This is a genomic window from Streptomyces sp. NPDC048197, from assembly GCF_043202395.1.
Taxonomy (GTDB): Bacteria; Actinomycetota; Actinomycetes; order Streptomycetales; family Streptomycetaceae; genus Streptomyces; species Streptomyces siderophoricus.
Window position 1 is genome coordinate 128179 of sequence record NZ_JBIDAJ010000005.1, and the last position, 16551, is coordinate 144729.

At 70.8% G+C, this 16551-nt stretch carries 15 protein-coding genes; 12 read left to right on the forward strand and 3 right to left on the reverse strand.

Going from position 1 to position 16551, the window contains the following annotated elements; genetic code table 11:
• Positions 1-248 precede the first annotated feature (248 nt).
• From ACGF4C_RS09320 to ACGF4C_RS09330, 3 genes are all read left to right on the forward strand, one after another.
• A complete protein-coding gene (locus tag ACGF4C_RS09320; protein WP_393564667.1) occupies positions 249-749 on the forward strand; it encodes a peptidylprolyl isomerase in 501 nt (166 codons plus the stop codon).
• A gap of 154 nt (positions 750-903) precedes the next feature.
• A complete protein-coding gene (locus ACGF4C_RS09325) occupies positions 904-1863 on the forward strand; it encodes a LysR family transcriptional regulator (protein ID WP_393564668.1) in 960 nt (319 codons plus the stop codon).
• A 183-nt stretch (positions 1864-2046) separates the two neighbouring features.
• The gene (locus ACGF4C_RS09330) at positions 2047-4011 is read left to right on the forward strand and encodes a collagenase (RefSeq protein ID WP_393564669.1); all 1965 of its coding nucleotides are present in this window, start codon (positions 2047-2049) and stop codon (positions 4009-4011) included.
• Between the two features lie 115 nt (positions 4012-4126).
• Here ACGF4C_RS09330 and rox read toward each other — a convergent pair whose 3' ends face one another.
• Positions 4127-5554, reverse strand: coding sequence for a rifampin monooxygenase (gene rox / locus ACGF4C_RS09335; RefSeq protein WP_393564671.1), 1428 nt, complete (start codon positions 5552-5554; stop codon positions 4127-4129).
• 389 nt (positions 5555-5943) lie between these two features.
• On the opposite strand from rox, the gene ACGF4C_RS09340 reads away from it, so the two are divergent.
• The 9 genes from ACGF4C_RS09340 (at position 5944) to crcB (ACGF4C_RS09380) (ending at position 15257) form a co-directional block, all read left to right on the forward strand.
• Positions 5944-7299: an MFS transporter gene (locus ACGF4C_RS09340; RefSeq protein ID WP_393564673.1), complete on the forward strand. Its 1356-nt coding sequence runs from the start codon at positions 5944-5946 to the stop codon at positions 7297-7299.
• Positions 7296-9179, forward strand: coding sequence for a S9 family peptidase (locus tag ACGF4C_RS09345; RefSeq protein ID WP_393564675.1), 1884 nt, complete (start codon positions 7296-7298; stop codon positions 9177-9179). Before ACGF4C_RS09340 ends, ACGF4C_RS09345 begins: the two co-directional genes overlap by 4 nt.
• Before the next feature lie 246 nt (positions 9180-9425).
• The gene (locus ACGF4C_RS09350; protein ID WP_393564677.1) at positions 9426-11357 is read left to right on the forward strand and encodes a RiPP maturation radical SAM C-methyltransferase; all 1932 of its coding nucleotides are present in this window, start codon (positions 9426-9428) and stop codon (positions 11355-11357) included.
• Positions 11358-11470: 113 nt separating this feature from the next.
• Complete coding sequence (locus ACGF4C_RS09355) at positions 11471-12148, forward strand: DUF5825 family protein (protein WP_393564679.1); 678 nt, start codon at positions 11471-11473, stop codon at positions 12146-12148.
• A gap of 287 nt (positions 12149-12435) precedes the next feature.
• Positions 12436-12915 carry a hypothetical protein gene (locus ACGF4C_RS09360; RefSeq protein ID WP_393564681.1) on the forward strand — a complete coding sequence of 160 codons (480 nt, stop codon included), beginning with the start codon at positions 12436-12438 and terminating at the stop codon, positions 12913-12915.
• 182 nt (positions 12916-13097) lie between these two features.
• Positions 13098-13757 (forward strand): class F sortase, encoded by a 660-nt coding sequence (locus ACGF4C_RS09365; protein ID WP_393564682.1) that lies wholly within the window; start codon positions 13098-13100, stop codon positions 13755-13757.
• A gap of 314 nt (positions 13758-14071) precedes the next feature.
• Positions 14072-14536: a fluoride efflux transporter CrcB gene (crcB, locus tag ACGF4C_RS09370; RefSeq protein ID WP_393565007.1), complete on the forward strand. Its 465-nt coding sequence runs from the start codon at positions 14072-14074 to the stop codon at positions 14534-14536.
• Positions 14533-14886 carry a DUF190 domain-containing protein gene (locus tag ACGF4C_RS09375; RefSeq protein WP_393564684.1) on the forward strand — a complete coding sequence of 118 codons (354 nt, stop codon included), beginning with the start codon at positions 14533-14535 and terminating at the stop codon, positions 14884-14886. The genes crcB (ACGF4C_RS09370) and ACGF4C_RS09375 overlap by 4 nt, the downstream gene beginning before the upstream one ends.
• Positions 14883-15257 carry a fluoride efflux transporter CrcB gene (gene crcB / locus ACGF4C_RS09380; RefSeq protein WP_201801183.1) on the forward strand — a complete coding sequence of 125 codons (375 nt, stop codon included), beginning with the start codon at positions 14883-14885 and terminating at the stop codon, positions 15255-15257. The genes ACGF4C_RS09375 and crcB (ACGF4C_RS09380) overlap by 4 nt, the downstream gene beginning before the upstream one ends.
• 42 nt (positions 15258-15299) lie before the next feature.
• Here the strand turns inward: crcB (ACGF4C_RS09380) and ACGF4C_RS09385 are convergent, their stop codons facing one another.
• Entirely contained in the window at positions 15300-15812 is a 513-nt protein-coding gene (locus tag ACGF4C_RS09385; RefSeq protein WP_393564686.1) for a hypothetical protein, read from the reverse strand.
• 19 nt (positions 15813-15831) lie between these two features.
• On the reverse strand, positions 15832-16389 hold the full coding sequence (locus tag ACGF4C_RS09390; RefSeq protein WP_393564688.1) for a hypothetical protein: 558 nt from the start codon (positions 16387-16389) through the stop codon (positions 15832-15834).
• Positions 16390-16551 lie beyond the last annotated feature (162 nt).

Below are 16551 nucleotides of genomic sequence, written 5' to 3' on the forward strand. Positions count from 1 at the left end.
GGCAGATTCTGCAGTGCCGGTCCGGCCAGAGAGAGGCTGCACCCGATGTCTGACTTTCGACGGCCTATTCATGGCCGAATTTCATGCATTGCCAGGACGCGGGCGCCGGAGTAGTGGTCGGGCGGCCGGATTTACCGGAATGCCCTGGCGAGGAGCGCTGCGCCGCAGGAGGGCGTCCGGAGGGGTCGCCCGCCGCGGAGGGTGGGCCCCGCGCGCGACCGGAGGCGGCGGGATGTGAAGATGCCACTATGAGCAACAACGACGTGTACTTCGACATCACCATCGACGGCGAGCCGGCCGGCCGGATCGTCTTCACCCTGTTCGACGACGTGGTCCCCAAGACCGCACGGAACTTCCGCGAGCTCGCCACCGGGCAGCACGGCTTCGGCTACGAGGGGTCCAGCTTCCACCGGGTCATCCCGGCCTTCATGCTCCAGGGCGGTGACTTCACGGCCGGCGACGGGACCGGCGGCAAGAGCATCTACGGCGAGAAGTTCGCCGACGAGAACTTCCAGCTCAAGCACACCAAGCCCGGTCAGCTGTCGATGGCCAACGCGGGCCGCAACACCAACGGCTCGCAGTTCTTCATCACCACCATCGTCACGGACTGGCTCGACAACAAGCACGTCGTCTTCGGCGAGGTCGTCGAGGGCATGGACGTCGTGAAGAAGATCGAGGCCCTGGGCTCGCGCAGCGGTGCCACGAGCGCCGACATCGTCATCGCCAAGTCGGGCGTGGTGGGCCAGTAGCCCCTCCCCCCAACGGAATCGAGCCCGAGCGCCCCTCACGCAGGGGCGCTCGGCCTTTCCCGCCCGCCCGATGGCCGGCAGGCCGTTCTCGGCTCTGGCGCCGGCGCCCGGAGCGCGATGAGGTGGCTTCCACACGGACGGGAGGAGTGCGGGCATGGAGTTGGAGCTTCGGCACCTGAGGGTGCTGTGCGCGATCGCCGATGCCGGGAGCGTGGGCCGGGCGGCCGCGGAACTGGGGTACTCGCAGCCCGCGATGAGCACCCAACTCCGGCGGATAGAGCGGTACTTCGGCCGTCCGCTGTTCGAGCGGCACCCCTCGGGCGTGGAGCTGACGCGGTACGGCACGGAGGTCCTGGCGCAGGCCCGTGACGTCCTGGCCCGTGCGGCCGCGATCGGGCGCCTGCCGACCGCGGGCGCCCGCGCCGGCCGGCCGCTCCGCCTCGCGGCGACCAACTCACCGGTCCTCGCCGGGATGCTCGTCCGGCTGCGCAGCCGGCTCTCCGATCTCGCGCTCACGGTGAGCAGCGTGTATCCGTCCTCGGAGATCGTCGAACTCCTGGAGCGCGGCGAGGTGGACGCCGCGATCGCCGCGGACTACCCCGGGCGCGAGCTGCGGCACTCCGCCGCTGTGGCGCACCGCGGGATCGTCACCGAGCCGAGCTTCGTCGCCCTGCCGTCCGGGCACCGGCTCCGACACTGCCAGGAGGTGACACTCGCCGACCTGGCCGACGACCCGTGGTTCCTCACCCCGGACGACGGTGCGGGCTGGCCGGGAGTCTTCTACGCGGCCTGCGACGCGGCCGGCTTCACTCCGGCAGCGGTGCATGAATTCCTCGGCGACCAGCAGCAGTTGCAGAACATGATCGCCGAAGGACTGGGCACGTCCATCGTGCAGGCGACGTTCCGGCCGATCCCCGGCGTCCTCGTCAAACCGCTGGCCGGCACGCCCCTGTGGTGCCGTTACGTACTGGCCTGGCGGCGCGGGAGCCCCGCCGACGAGGTCGCGGACACCCTCTTCACCTCCGCGGCCGCGGCGTACCGCGCGCTCATCGCCCAGTCACCGCACTTCCGCTCCTGGGCCTCGCGCACCTGGAACGTGACGACCAGACCGTAGCCGGACGGCCCCAACTCCTGTGAGCCGCTGGGGTTCTTGGGGCCCCTGGGTCCGAACGTTATGGCAAGGGTGTGCCATGTGCTATGTCACACCGTATTGTCGCGGCCGGTGTGCCGCTGAGAAGGTGCGAGCCGCGCCTCAGCCCTGTTCGAGGCGCATCTGACCCCCCACGAAGGAGCACGGATGCGCTACCGCTTCCCCCTGCCCAGATACGTGACCGGCGCCCTGGCCGCCTGCGCCACCCTGGCCGGCCTCCTGACCGCACCGGCACTGGCGGCACCGCCCGCGTCGGCCGTCCCGGACCAGCCCGGGTCCGCATCCCGGAGCGCCGCCCCCCACCCCGTACCGCCGACCGGTCCGACCGTCGGCGCGAACGAACGGCCCGCACTGCAGCGCCACCCCCTCCGTATCCCCCAACTCCCCCCGCTCAGCGCGAAGAAGCCCCCCATTTCTTCGACCGGCGCGGGACGGCACCACGCCCGGAAGCCGCGCCCCAAGGCCTCCTGCAGCCCGGGCGACTTCGGCAGCCGCACCGGGTCGGAACTGGTCACGTTCGTCCAGGCCTCGACCACGGAGTGCGTCAACACGCTGTTCAGCATCACCGGCGAGGACGCCCGCAAGGTCTTCCACGAGGACCAGATGGTCACCGTGGCCAACGCCTTCAAGAGCGGGGCGACGGCCTATCCCGGCGACAACTCGAACAACGTGTTGCAGCTCGTGCTGTTCCTGCGCGCCGGCTACTACGTGCAGTCCAACCATCCGGACGACGTCGGCGACTACGGCTCGAACCTGGCAGCGGCCAGCGAGGGCAGTCTGGACGCGTTCTTCGCCAACTCCCGTTCCAAAGACGTCACTTCGGGCAACGGCGACGTCCTGAGCGAGGTCGTCACCCTCACCGACAGCGCCAATGAGCAAGGCCGCTACCTGGACACCTACAAGCAGCTGCTCAGCGGCTACAACAGCTCCTACGACAAGATCCCCAGCATGCTGGCCGCCGTCAACAACGTCTACACCCCGCTGTGGCGGGGCAACTGGAACCCCGACTACGTCAAGGCGGTCACGGCCGATCCGAGCATCATCGACACCCTCAACAAGTTCGCGCTCGCCCATGTGGACCTGCTGGGCACCGACCGTTCCTACCTCGACTCCAACGCCGGGATGAACGTCGCGCGGTACGTCGAGCACCAGGCCCTCAGGGACAAGGTGCGGCCGCTCATGAAGGGGCTGCTGGACGCCTCGAAGATCACCGGTCCGACGGCGCCCCTGTGGGTCACCGTCGCCTCCCAGGCAGACTCCTACGACAAGGACAACTGCTCGTACTTCGGTGTCTGCGAGCTGTCCGACCAGCTGACCAAGGCGGCGCTGCCGGTCACCCACGAGTGCGATGCCACCCACACCATCAAGACCCAGGCACTGACCGCCGAGGAGCTCGAGGCCACCTGCGCCAGTGTCCTGAGCCAGGACGCGTACGTCCACGACCTGGTGAAGAACGACGGCCCGATCCCGAACCAGTACGAATCGACCGTTCAGCTCGTGGTGTTCGGCAGTCGCGGCGACTATCAGACCTACGCCGGGGCCATCTTCGGCGTCGACACCAACAACGGCGGCATCACCATGATCGGGGATCCCACCAAGCCGGACAACAAGCCCATGTCCATCATGTACCAGCGGAGCGACGACAACGGTTTCCCGGCCCGGATCTGGAACCTCAACCACGAGTACACGCACTACATAGACGCCCGCGACGACATGAAGGGCGACTTCGGCCAGCAGACGTCGGTGCCGGACATCTGGTGGGTCGAGGGCTTCGCCGAGTACGTCTCGTACGGCTACCGCAAGATCACCGACGACGAGGCGGTCAGTGAGGCCGGGAAGCACACCTACAAGCTGAGCACGCTCTTCGAGAGCACCTACGACAACAGCGACGTGACCCGGACCTACCCCTGGGGCTACCTCGCGGCGCGCTACATGATCGAGAAGCACCCCGACGACGTCGCCACCATGCTGGGCCACTTCCGCACCGGCGACTACAAGGGCGGCTACGCCGTCTACCACGACACCATCGGCACCCGCTACGACGCCGACTTCGACTCCTGGCTCACCGCTTGCGCCTCCGGCGCCTGCGCCGCCAAGGCGAAGCACCTCTGATCGACGCGGCACCTCCCACCGCGCGGATCATGCCGGCGCCCCTCCCGGCCGACCCCCGACGGAGTCGGCCGGGAGGGGCTGCTCACGGTCAGCCCTTCCGGCCGTGAGCGCGTTCTCAACCGACGGCAGTACCGAACCACTTGGGCAGGTGTCCGACCAGCTCCTCCTGGTCGTCACCGACCCACGCCACATGGCCGTCCGGCCGCAACAGCACCGCGGGCACGTCCAGTTCCTCGCCGGTGCCGACGACGTGGTCGACCCGGTCCGCCCAGCCCGCCACCGAAAGCCTGCCGGTCCGGTCGAGCAGCAGTCCGCGGCCGCCGTGCATCAGCTCGTAGAGGCGCCCCTGCTCCAGCTTCACGTCGCGCAGCCGCCGGCCGAGCAGTTCGTGACCGTCGCCGAAGTCGTAGCGGACCCCGATCGCGATGATCTTCTCGATCAGATACCGGTTCACGTTCTCGAACTCGATCAGTTGCGACAGCAGCCGGCGCACCGCCTGCGGCCCCGGCTCGGTGGACATCAGCTGAATCTGCGCACGGGTGTTGTCCAGGACCTCGGCGGCCACCGGGTGCCGTTCGGTGTGGTAGCTGTCCAGCAGCCCCTCCGGCGCCCAACCACCCACCTCGGCCGCCAGTTTCCACCCGAGGTTGAACGCGTCCTGGATGCCGAGGTTGAGCCCCTGTCCACCGGTCGGCGGATGGATGTGCGCCGCGTCGCCGGCCAGCAGCACCCGGCCGACCCGGTAGCGCTCGGCCAGCCGGGTGGCGTCGCCGAAGCGGGAGAGCCGGCTCGGTGAGTGCACGCCGAAGTCGGTGCCGGCCACCGTTTGCAGCTGCTTCTTGAACTCCTCCAGGGCCGGCGGGACCGTGCGGTCCTCGGTCACCCCCTCGGCGGGCACGACGACGCGGTACACCCCCTCCCCGAAGGGCATCAGCCCGAACCGCTTCTGGGTCTTGCGGACCTCGGCCACCACGGCGGCCACCGTCTCCGCCGGCACGCCCACCTGCATCTCGCCGATCAGTGTCTCGGTCGTGGTGGGCTCGCCGGGGAAGCCGACGCCGAGCAGCCTGCGCACCGTACTGCGGCCGCCGTCACAGCCGACGAGGTAGCGGGCGCGCAGCTGCGTCCGGTCGGCCAGCTCGGCCGTCACCCCGTCCTCGTCCTGGTTCAGCCCGATCAGTTCGCTGCCGCGCCGGAGCTCGGCGCCGAGCTCCGCGGCCCGCTCTTCCAGCAGGCGGTCGGTGGTGGTCTGCGGGATGCCGAGGACGTACGCATGCGTGGTGTCGAGGTGGGCAGGCCAGGTCGTGCCGAGGCCGGCGAAGAAGCCGCCGACCTCGTGCTTCTGACCGTGTGCGAGGAACCGGTCCAGCAGACCGCGCTGGTCCATCACCTCGATGGTGCGCGCGTGCATGCCGAGCGCGCGGACGAAGCCGGTCGGCTCCGGCTCCTTGTCCAGCACGACCACCTGCACACCGTGCAGCCGCAATTCGGCGGCCAGCATCAAGCCGGTCGGTCCGGCGCCGGCAACGATCACGTCGATCATGAAATCCCCGTCTGTTTCCGCAGGTCATGGCTATGAGACGAGGATTGTGCGGTATGCCGGGGGCCTTGCCGCAAGGCCCCCGGTGCGCTATATGTTGGTGATGGCAAGGAGCGGTTGCGCCCCTTGCCTTTCTTGTTGGCGCCTTTCGTGTTGGCGCCTTTCCTTGTTTGCGCGGCTGTTTTCTGCGCCCTTCTCTTGTGGCGCGCTGCGGACGGACCACCTCCTCGCGACGCGGCGGATCGGTACCGCCAAGACTCCCCCTTCGGGGCCTTGTGGCCTGCGTCACGGTGTGGCTAAGCTCCGGCACGCTTCGAGCACATTTCCTTCGCAAGTTGACCTAAACGTGTATCGATCTTCACGATCGGCACACAGATGTGGGGTGGCTTCGCATGGAACGAAGACCAGCGGGGCCCTCTACAGGCGACTCCCCGTACGGCTTACCTCAAGGCGCCGGTCCGGACGCCCGCACCGGCGCTGCGCCGTATGCCCGTCGCGACATCCGGCTCTTCTGGTGGGCCGGCACCGCCGACGCGCTGGGCAGCCAGGCGTCCGGGCTCGTCCTGCCGTTGCTGCTGCTGAGCCTGGGCCACTCGCCCGCCGAGGTCGGCACCGTCGCGGGGCTCTCCGCGGCAGCGACCCTGCTGCTCGGCCCCCTCGCCGCCGTTCCCGCCGACCGCGGGGCGCGCAAGCGCGTCATGGTGGGCTCCGCGGTGGTATCTGCTGCCTCGATGACCGTCGTCACCGCGGCGGCATGGTCCGGCTCGGCCCCGCTGGCCGTGCTCCTCGCCCTCGTGCTGGTCGAACGGGCGGCGACCGCCTGCTACGAGACAGCCTCCCTCGGCACCGTCGCCCTGGTGTGTGCGCCCGCGGACCACCGCCGCGTCCTGGCGCGATTACAGGCGGGAGAACGGGCCGCCCTCGTCCTGGGGCCCGCGCTGGGCGGACTGCTCTTCCACGCCGGGCGCTGGCTGCCGTTCCTCGTGGACGCGGTGTCGTACGTCGTTGCCGCGGCCTGCGTCGCGGCCATGCGGGCCGGGCTGTCGCCGCAGCACACCGGACGCCCGGCGGCCGGCGGACCGTCCCGGCCCTGGTGGGCGCCGGCCGCCGAAGCCGGGGCGGGACTCGGCGTGGTGCGCCGGGAGCCGTTCCTCCGGCTGGCGCTGTTATGGATCGCGACCGTCAACGCCGTGCTCGCCGCGCTGTATTACACGGCGGTCTTCGCCCTGCAGGACCACGGCCGGGGCGCGGCTCCGCTGGGTCTGGTCCTCGCGCTGGCCGGCGCGGCCGGTCTCGCCGGTGCGCTCGCCGCGCCCCGCCTGGCCGCCCGGCGGTCCGCGACGCAGGTGCTGGGGACGGTGTCCTGGCTCTTGGTGCCGCCCGCCGCGGCCCTGGCGGTGGCCCGCGACGCCTGGCAGTTCGGCCTGCTCTTCGGTCTGCTGTGTGCGCTGACCCCGCTCGCCACCGTGGCGCTGCAGGCCCGCGTCCTGCACGTGGTCCCGCCCGAACTGCAGGCCCGTACCGGGACCGTGCTGGCCACCGCGTCGGGCGGGGCCGCGGCCGCGGCGCCGGCGGTCGCCGGGCTGGTCACCGAACAGGCCGGGCCCGTCGCCACTTTCACCGGCTGCGCCGTGGTGCTGGCCGGGCTCGCGCTGTACGCACACTGCGCCCCGGCGTCCCGTCGCGCCCCAAAGGCGTCGCGCCCCGGCCCGCAGGGGTCCCCCGCCACCCCGAAGGAGCGGGCATGAACGCGTCCGCGGCACATGCCCGCCCGCTCCAGGCCCCCGGGACGGGCTTCCAGGTCTACCGGCCGGCACTCCCCGAGGTCTGCCCGCGCGACCCGGCGCGGATGGCGCTCGCCGCGGACGCCGACGGCCGGTGTGAGATCTTCACCTGGGACGCCCGTACCGGGGCCACCCGCCGGGTCACCGACAGCCGTGACGGGACGCTGCACTGCGCGGTCGACGCGGACGCCCGGGTGTGGTGGTTCGCGGAGGACCGGGGCGGCCGGGGCCGGTGGTACTTCCAGGACTTCGACGGCGGGCCGGCCGTCCCGGGCCTGGCCGGCCTCCGGCCGGGCCTGCCGCACGGCCTCGCCGTCAGCGACACCGGGACGGCGGCGATCGGCCTGGGCGACGGCCGCCGGACGACCGTGCACCTCGGCCCTGCGGGCGGCCCCGGCCGACCGGTACTGACCGTAGACGGCCCCGCGCTGCTCACCGGCATCTCGCCGACGGGCCGGCTGCTGGCGGTGTCGGGACCGGCCGGTTCCGATCGGGCGGTCACCCTCGTGGGCTGCTCCGGTGGCCAGGTGGCGGAGGTCGCCCGGCTGTCCGGCAGGGGCGGGCGGCTGTGGGCGCTCGGTTTCGCCCCGGGGGCGGCGGCGGACGGCGAGCTGCTGCTCGTCCAGGAGGCCGACGAGGGCTATCTGCTTGCCAGTTGGCTCCCCGGCACCGGACTGCGGAGCCACCACTGGTGCTGCTTCGACACCGAGATCACGGCGCGTTGGTACCCCGCGGGACGCCGGGTCCTCGTCCGGCAGGACCGGCACGGCCGCTCCACCCTCGCCACCGCCGACCTCGACCGGTGCACCCTCACCACGGTGCCCACGCCGCCCGGCACCCTGCTGGACGCCGCCCCGCACCCGGGCGACGATGTGCACTACCTCTGGACCGACACCACCACTCCCCCGCGGCTGCGCTCCACCGCCGGCACCCGGCTGCCCGCGCTCGGCGGCCTGCCCGCGCCGGTACCCGGCCGGCACCGCGACCTGTGGACGCCCGGCCCGGACGGCCCGGTGCACACCCTGCTGAGCCACCCGGACCCGGCACCCGGCCCGCCGCCCCCGCTGGTCTTCCTCGTCCACGGCGGCCCCGCCGACCACGACCGCGACGCCTACGACCCGCAGGTGCACTCCCTGGTCGCCTCCGGCTTCGCGGTCGCCCGGGTCAACTACCGCGGTTCCACCGGCTACGGACCCCGCTGGCACACCGCGTACACCGAGGGCGTCGGGCTCGCCCAGGTCGCCGACCTGGTCGCGGTACGTGCCGACCTGCTGCGCCGCGGTCTGGCGCGCGAGGACGCGCTCGGCGTGTGGGGCAGTTCCTGGGGCGGCTATCTGACCCTGCTGGCGCTCGGCACCCGGCCCGGTCTGTGGCAGGCGGGCGTCGCCGTCAAACCGGTCGCCGACTGCGCGGCGGCGTACCGGGCCGGCACCCCCGCGTTACGCGCCCTGGACGAGCGGCTGTTCGGCGGTACCCCCGAGACCGTGCCCGACCGCTACCGGCGCAGTTCGCCGCTGCACTACGCCGCCGAGGTCCGGGCCCCGTTGCTGGTGGTCGCCGCGAGCCTCGACGCCAAGTGCCCGCCCGGCCAGGTACGCAGCTATCTCACCGCCCTGCGGACGGCCGGCATCGCGCACGAGTCGATGTGGCTGGAGACCGGACACGACGGTTACACCGGCGCCGACCACATGGCCGTACTGCGGCGCGCCCTGGGCTTCCTCGACCGGCACCTGCGCCCGGTCTTGACGGCCCCCCAAGCTCCCCGCTTCCCCGAGGGCGGGGTATCCGGAAGCACCGGCCCGTCCGGTGCTCGCGGATCGCACGACCCGAACTCCGTTCACTGACAAGGAGAGTCAGCCATGCAGAAGGACATCATCCACAACGACCCGCTCGCGGGTGACGAGGAGAACCGCAAGCCGGGCATCGGCATCACGGTGACCGTCCCGTTCCGCACCGCGGAAGACACCGAGGAGGAGTGACCTCCCCGGCCGGCCCGGTACACCACCGGGCCGGCCGGACACCTCGCCCCGCCGGCCCGCTCGCACCCGCCGGCCACCTCACGTCCCCGTCACCGCCCACGAGGAGCCGACATGCGCGTCCTGCTGGTCAACATGCCCTGGTCCCCGATCGATCTGCCGTCCCTGGCGCTCGGCATCCTCCGACGCAGCGTCGACGAACGGACCACGGGCCGGGCCGACGTCCTGCACGCCAACCTGGAGTTCACCGACTGGATCACCCGGCGCACCGGCTTCACCGGCGACGACTACCAGTTCTACGCGCTCTCCTCGTACTTCATGGGGTGCGGCGACTGGGTGTTCTCGTCCGCGCTCTACGACGATCCCGAGTGGCGCACGGCGGAATTCAGCGCCGCGATGCGCGGCAAGCTCAAGGCCGAACGGCTGCGCATGTCGCACGAACTGCACCGCGTGGTACCGGAGTTCGTGCAGGAGATCGCCGAGCGGATCGTGGCCGCCGGGCCCGATGTCGTCGGCTTCACCTCCACCTTCCAGCAGAACACCGCCGCGCTCGCCGCCGCCAAGTACGTCAAACGGCTCGCGCCGCACATCCGGACCGTCATGGGCGGTGCCAACTGCGACGCCGAGCAGGGCGCCGCCGCCCACCGCAACTTCCCCTTCCTCGACTTCGTGGTCCGCGGCGAGGGCGAGGCCGCCTTCCCCCAGCTGCTGACCGCACTCGACGAGGGCACGGACCTGGCGGCGATTCCCGGGCTGTGCCACCGGAGCGCCGACGGCACCAGCACCGCCAACCCGATGAGTACCAGCCCGTTGCCGCCCGCGGACATCCTGCCGCCCGACTACAGCGGTTACTTCGAGCGCCTGGCCTCCTCGGTCGCCCGTAACTGGGTGGAGCCCAAACTCGTCGTCGAAGGGGCACGCGGCTGCTGGTGGGGCGAGAAGCACCACTGCACCTTCTGCGGCCTCAACGGCTCGTTCATGCAGTTCCGCAGCAAGAGCCCGGACACCTTCTACACCGAGATCATGGACCTGGCGCGCCGGCACCGCGTCCTCGACATGTACGTCGTCGACAACATCCTCGACATGGGCTACCTCGGCACCGTCCTGCCGCGCATCATCGACAGCGGCTACGACCTGCGGATGCACATCGAGATCAAGGCCAATATGCGCCGCCCGCAGCTGCGTACCCTCGCCGACGCGGGCATGATCTACGTGCAGCCGGGCATCGAGAGCCTGAACAGCCGGGTGCTCGACCTGATGGACAAGGGCGTCAGCGGCTGCCAGAACGTCCGCATGCTCCGTGACGGGGCCGAGACCGGACTCTCCGTCTCCTGGAACTATCTGCACGGCTTCCCCGGCGAGACCGCCGCCGACTACGAGCCGGTCATCGCCCAGATCCCGGCGCTGGAACACCTCAACCCGCCGGTGGACCTGTCCGCGCGGATCGCCATCGAGCGCTTCAGCCCGTACTTCAACCGGCCCGAACTCGGCTTCACCGGGCTGCGCCCCGAGGAGCACTACCGCTTCACGTACGACCTGCCCGAGAGCGAACTCCTCGACCTCGCCTACGTCTTCGAGGCCCCGGAACGCGGCATCGGCGAGCCCACCGTCACCGCCCTCAACGACGCACTGGGCGCCTGGAAGAAACGCCACGTGGACAGCAGGCTCACCCATGCCGACCTCGGTGACCGGATCGTGCTCGTCAGCCGCCGGCACGCCTTCGACTGGGGCACGCGGGAACTCACCGACCCGGTCGAGACCGAGGCCTTCCGCCTCCTCGACCAGCCGCACGCACCCGCCGCGCTGGCCCGCAAGCTCGCCGCACGCCTGCCCGAGCACACCGCCGACGCCGCCACCGTGCACGCCCTGCTCCAGCACTGGGTGACGCTCGGACTGGTCTTCACCGACGGCGGCCAGTACGTGCACCTCGCGCCCGCCGCGGTCAACGAGGACCTGCTCCGGCTCGACTTCATGCGGCACAGCCAGGGGGCGGCCACCGCACGGCCGGAGCCCGGCGCGAAGACCCCCGCCACGGCCCGCGCCTGAGCCTGAGTCCTGAGCCTGAGTCTGGGTCCTGAGCCTGAGTCTGGGTCCTGAGCCTGAGCCGCCACCCTCCGTTCTCCCGCCGAGCACTTCGCACTGCCTTCCCAGGAGACCGCATGCCCCCCGTCCTCACCGCCACCCACCGACCGCTGACGCTGCACGCCTGGCGCGACTACGACGAGCAGGCCTGCGCCCTGCCGGGAATGAGCCTGGGCCGGCTCGATCTGACCGGTCCCGCCGAGGCACAGGCCGCGCAGTTGTGGGAACTCGGCGCCCGTCGCGTGCAGTTCACCGACGAGATCGACCTGACGGCGGTGGAATCCCCCGACGCCGCCGCGCACGCCGTCCGCCGGCTGTGCCTGATCCGCGACCTCACGGCGCACGCCGTACTCGTCCACTGGCGCCTACGGCTGCCCGCCGGCCCCGGCGACGACGCCTGGCGTGACCTCAGCCACCTCCAGCCGCCCACGGCGCTGACCGGGCCGGACGGTGCCGAGGCCGCACTGACGCAATGGCGCGACGAGCACTACCTCTGCAAGTGCCTGTGGCGGCAGGGCCCCGGATTCGTGCAGATCCGCGACCGCCGCTGGGGCGACCTGCGCCGCTTCACCGCCGACGAGCCCGCCTACCACGAGTCGATCGCCCGGCTTTCCTACGGGGCGCCGTCGTCCGCGGTCCCGGAAGCCATCGCCGCCGACTTCCTGGCCGAACGCCTGGTCTGCCGCACCGGTCCATTCCTGTGGTGGCTGCCGTACCGGGTGAACCGCTGGATCCAGGAGGCGATGGCGATCTGACCGGCCCGCCCTCGGGTCCCGCGGGGCCATGCGGGTGACACGCGGCGAGGGCGGCAACCCACCGGTAGGGCCGATCCCGCGCGGGCTCTCGCCGCTCCTCTCAACCACGGGAAAGCCCCTGCTCATCCCCTGTCCGGGCCACCGTAGGCCCCGCCGCGCAGGCTCCTCGGCGGGGCCTTCCGCGGTGGCCCGGTCCGCGCTTCGGCCAACTGGCGGACGGAACGCAGAACGCATGTCCTGAAGGTGGGAGACGCCCTCCCGCAGTCTCATCCCTCTTGGAGGAACTCATGCGTTCCATTTCCGCTCTCTGCGGTGTTGTGGTCGTCGGCGGTGCGCTGGCCCTGAGCAGCCCGGCCGTACATGCCGAGACGGCCAAGGGCTCGTGCTCCGGCGCGATGAGCACGGCCAAGAAGGCCAGGTCCATGTACGACTCCTACGACAGGGAGCTCAGGGACCTCACCAACCGGGGCGGACACCCGGACCGGTCGCAGCGCGACCACCTGGGCATGCTCAGGATGAAGTCCGACAACGCGTCCTCCATGGCGAACCGGACCTGCGGGAAGCCCAAGAAGTCCATGCCCAAGAAGTCGATGCCCGCCAAGCCCCGCCCCAAGGTCATGCCGCACGGCAAGGTGAAGGCCGGCTCCGGGGCCATGAGTGTCGCGTCGGGTCCGTCGGACCTGGCCCTGCCCACGTCCGCAGCGCTGGTCGCGGGTGCGGCCGGGGTCTGGCTGCTGCGCCGCCGGGACGACGAAGAGCTCGGCTGACCCGGATTCACCGGTCACAGGAGCTCTGCCCCCACCGCCTGGCCGTGGCACCCGCCACCGGCAGCCGGGGGCAGGGCTCCGCCCCGTAGCCACCGACCGCGCCGGTGATCCGTCGAAACACATCGCTCGGAACACATCCCTCGGAACACATCGCTCGAAAAGCCTCTCGTGAAAGACACCTCGTGAAACGCCTCGCGCCTGCGTCCCTCCCTCGTGGCACCGCCCGCATCGTGGCCCTCTTCCTGGCCGCCGCCGGCATCGCCTGCCTGGTGTGGGGATGGCACAGCCCTCGTTCCACCCCGCCGCCCCAGCCCTCGCGGGCCGAAACCCTGGCCCGGCAACCGGACACCGAAGCCGGGAGCCGCCCGGGTCCCGCGCCGCTTCCGGAATCGGAACCGGTACGCGTGCGGATCCCGCGCACCGGCGTGGACGCACCGTTGATGAGGCTCGGACTGGACCGCGACCGGCGCCTCGACGTCCCGCCTCCCGACGACCGCAATCTGGCCGGCTGGTACCAGGACGGCGTGACCCCCGGTGACACCGGAACCGCCCTGATCACCGGACACGTGGACACCAAGACCGGCCCCGCGGTCTTCTACTCGCTCGGTGCGTTGAAGAAGGGCGACACCATCCGCGTGGTCCGCAAGGACGGTCGCACGGCGGTCTTCACGGTGTATGCCGTCGAGGTCTTCAGCGGCACCCACTTCCCCGACGAAAAGGTCTACGGCGCCTCGGCACACCCCGAACTCCGCGTCCTGACCTGCGGCGGCGGCTACGACCGGACCCACCACGAATACCTCGGCAACGTCGTCGTCTTCGCCCGCATGAGCGCCATCGCCTGACCCGCCCCCGCCCTCAACGCCTCCGTTCAGTGCCCGTTGATGCTTTCCCGGCAGGATCCTCCGCACCAGGTCCCACCACCGATGCGAGGGGAGCAGCCCATGGCTGCCGTGAAGTTCCCCCGGATCCCCCGCACAGGCCGGAAGGTAAGCTGGCCCGCGACGGTGGCCTCGTGCTCACCGTTACGGCGGTGGGGCCCGCCGGCCCCCAACCGCGGCGACGACGCCGCCAACGGTCCCTACTTGCGACCCGCATGTGGGCAATCCCGCCCATGCCTGGCGAGTAGGAGACGTACGTGCCGAAGCCCCGCCCCTCGATGCTGAACGAACCCGTCGATCCTGACGTCGACCTCCGTGAGCCCGTCCGCCGCAAGGGTCTCCCGGCGCGGCAGGGCCCGGTGGTTGCGGCCGTGGCGATCGGCGGGGGCGTGGGAGCGGCCGCGCGCTACGGGGCGGCTCTCCTGTGGCCCACGGCACCCGGCGGTTTCCCCTGGACGACGCTGGCCGTCAACGCCGTCGGCTGCGCGATCATGGGTATCTTCATGGTCGTGATCACCGACGTGTGGGCAGCCCACCGGCTAGTGCGCCCGTTCTTCGGCACCGGTGTCCTCGGCGGCTTCACGACGTTCTCCACCTACGCCGTGGACCTCCAGCGCCTGCTGGCCAGGGGCAGGGCCGGCGCCGGGCTGGCGTACCTGGCGCTCACCCTCGCCGCCGCGCTGGCCGCCGTCTGGATCACGGCCACGTTGACCCGCCGCATCGTCGAGTGGAGGCAGCAGTGAGACTCACCGGCCCCGCCCTGCGCGTCACCGTCTTCATCGGGGAGAACGACACCTGGCACCATAAGCCGCTCTTCACCGAGATCGTCCACCGCGCCCATCAGGCCGGCCTGGCCGGCGCGTCCGTCTTCCGCGGCATCGAAGGGTTCGGGGCCTCGTCCCTGATCCACACCACCCGCCTGCTGTCGCTGAGCGAGGACCTCCCGGTAGCCGTCGTGATCGTCGACACCGAGGACCGGATCCGTGCCTTCCTCCCGCAACTGGACGAGCTCGTCGGCGAAGGGCTGGTCATCCTCGACGAGTGCGAGGTCATCCGTTACACCGGCCGCAGCAAGGAGGGACGGGACCGGTGAACTGGCTGCTGGTGATAGCCGGAGCAGTGGTCGGGGCCCCGCTGCGCTACCTGACCGACCGTGCCGTGCAGGCCCGGCACGACACCCTGTTCCCCTGGGGCACGTTCACCGTGAACGTCGTCGGTTCGCTGATCCTGGGCCTGGTCACGGGAGCGACCGCCGCCGGGGCGGCCTCCTCCCAGCTGCAGTTGCTGCTCGCCACCGGCTTCTGCGGCGCCCTGACCACGTACTCCACGTTCTCGTACGAGACCCTGCGGCTGGCGGAGGACGGCGCCCGGTTCTTCGCCCTGGCCAACGTCGTGGCGAGCGTGGTGGTGGGCCTCGGCGCCGCCTTCGCCGGCGCCGCGCTGGCCCAGGCCGTCTGGGGTTAGGGCATCCGGGTCGGTCGTCCCGGCCTTCGAGAGTCGGAAAGACTATTCAGCGAGAAGGCGGTGGAAGAACGAGCGGTACTGGCGCAGGGCCACCCGCAAACCTTCGGTATCGACCTCCTCGCCCTGCTTCCACTGCTCTTCCAGTGTCTGTTTGTGTTCGGCGAACGTCGTGGCCAGCGTTTGCATGACCTCCGCCACCAACGCGTCTGCGGCGTGTACGGCCTCGCGCGGGTCGTCCACGAAGGTCGTCTGAATTGCCTGCCACCGGTCGCGGAAACCTTCCGCGTCGTCCGGTGCGAGCAGCTGCGGAGCGGCTTCCTCGTCCGGAGGCGCGCCCGATGCAGGCATTCCCCGCCCGTCCCCCTCCGTTTCCGCGGTCTCCCCCGGAATGGGGACGCTCTCGCCAGGAGCGGTGGGAACGCCGCTCGCCGGTACCGTCGAATCGTCCGGCACCGGCGGGGGCATGGACTCCGGCGCGGGCGGGGCGGCGGGAGGCCGGGCAGCAAGGTCTTCGGTGGACAGGCCCCTGGCCCTCGTGTCCTGATCGCGTTCCATTTTCTACTCCCTCACGGTCTCAGGCTCTGGCGTGGCGCGCTTGGCCACCGTCGGACAGCAAATCCTCGAAGAGGGCGCGATAATGCACCATCGCTCCTCTTAGTTGCTCAGTGGTCGCCCGGTGCTGGGTGCTGAGCGTTTCGACTTCATGAGCAGCCCGGTAGTGCTCCAATGTGCGGCCGTGTGCGACCGAGAGGTCCCTGAGGCGCTGCTCGAAGTTCTCCGTCGGATAGCCCCGTTCATGCATCAACGAGGTCACGAGGCGGTCGGCGTCGTGCACGGCGTCCTCGGGCCGATCGACGAATTCTTGCTGAACGCCGGTCCACTCACGGCTGTAGCGCTCGCGGGTGCTGCTCTGCAGGGGTTTGATCTCCAGCGAGTCATGCCGTCTCTCCCGGGACCTGAGCTCACGCTCACCGGCCATGCGACCGTCGGCACTCTCGACGGTTCGCTCATATTCGGGCCCGAAACGCTCGCGGAGCCGGCGACGCCTGACCAAGAGCGAGGCCGCCACTGCAAGGAGAGCAATGACCACCACGACGGGGATAATTATCGCGAGAAGGGTCCCTGTCGACATCGAACGCACCTCCGTTGAAAGCGTCCTCTTTCCACTCTAAGGCGCCGGTGCGCAGGTTGGTCAGGCGACGGATTTCCTCCACTCGCCCTCGTTGTCTTTTCCGTCCCTGGAGGAGAACTTTCTGCCCAGCTTTCCGCCCCGTTGATGAGCGTTATCGGCGTC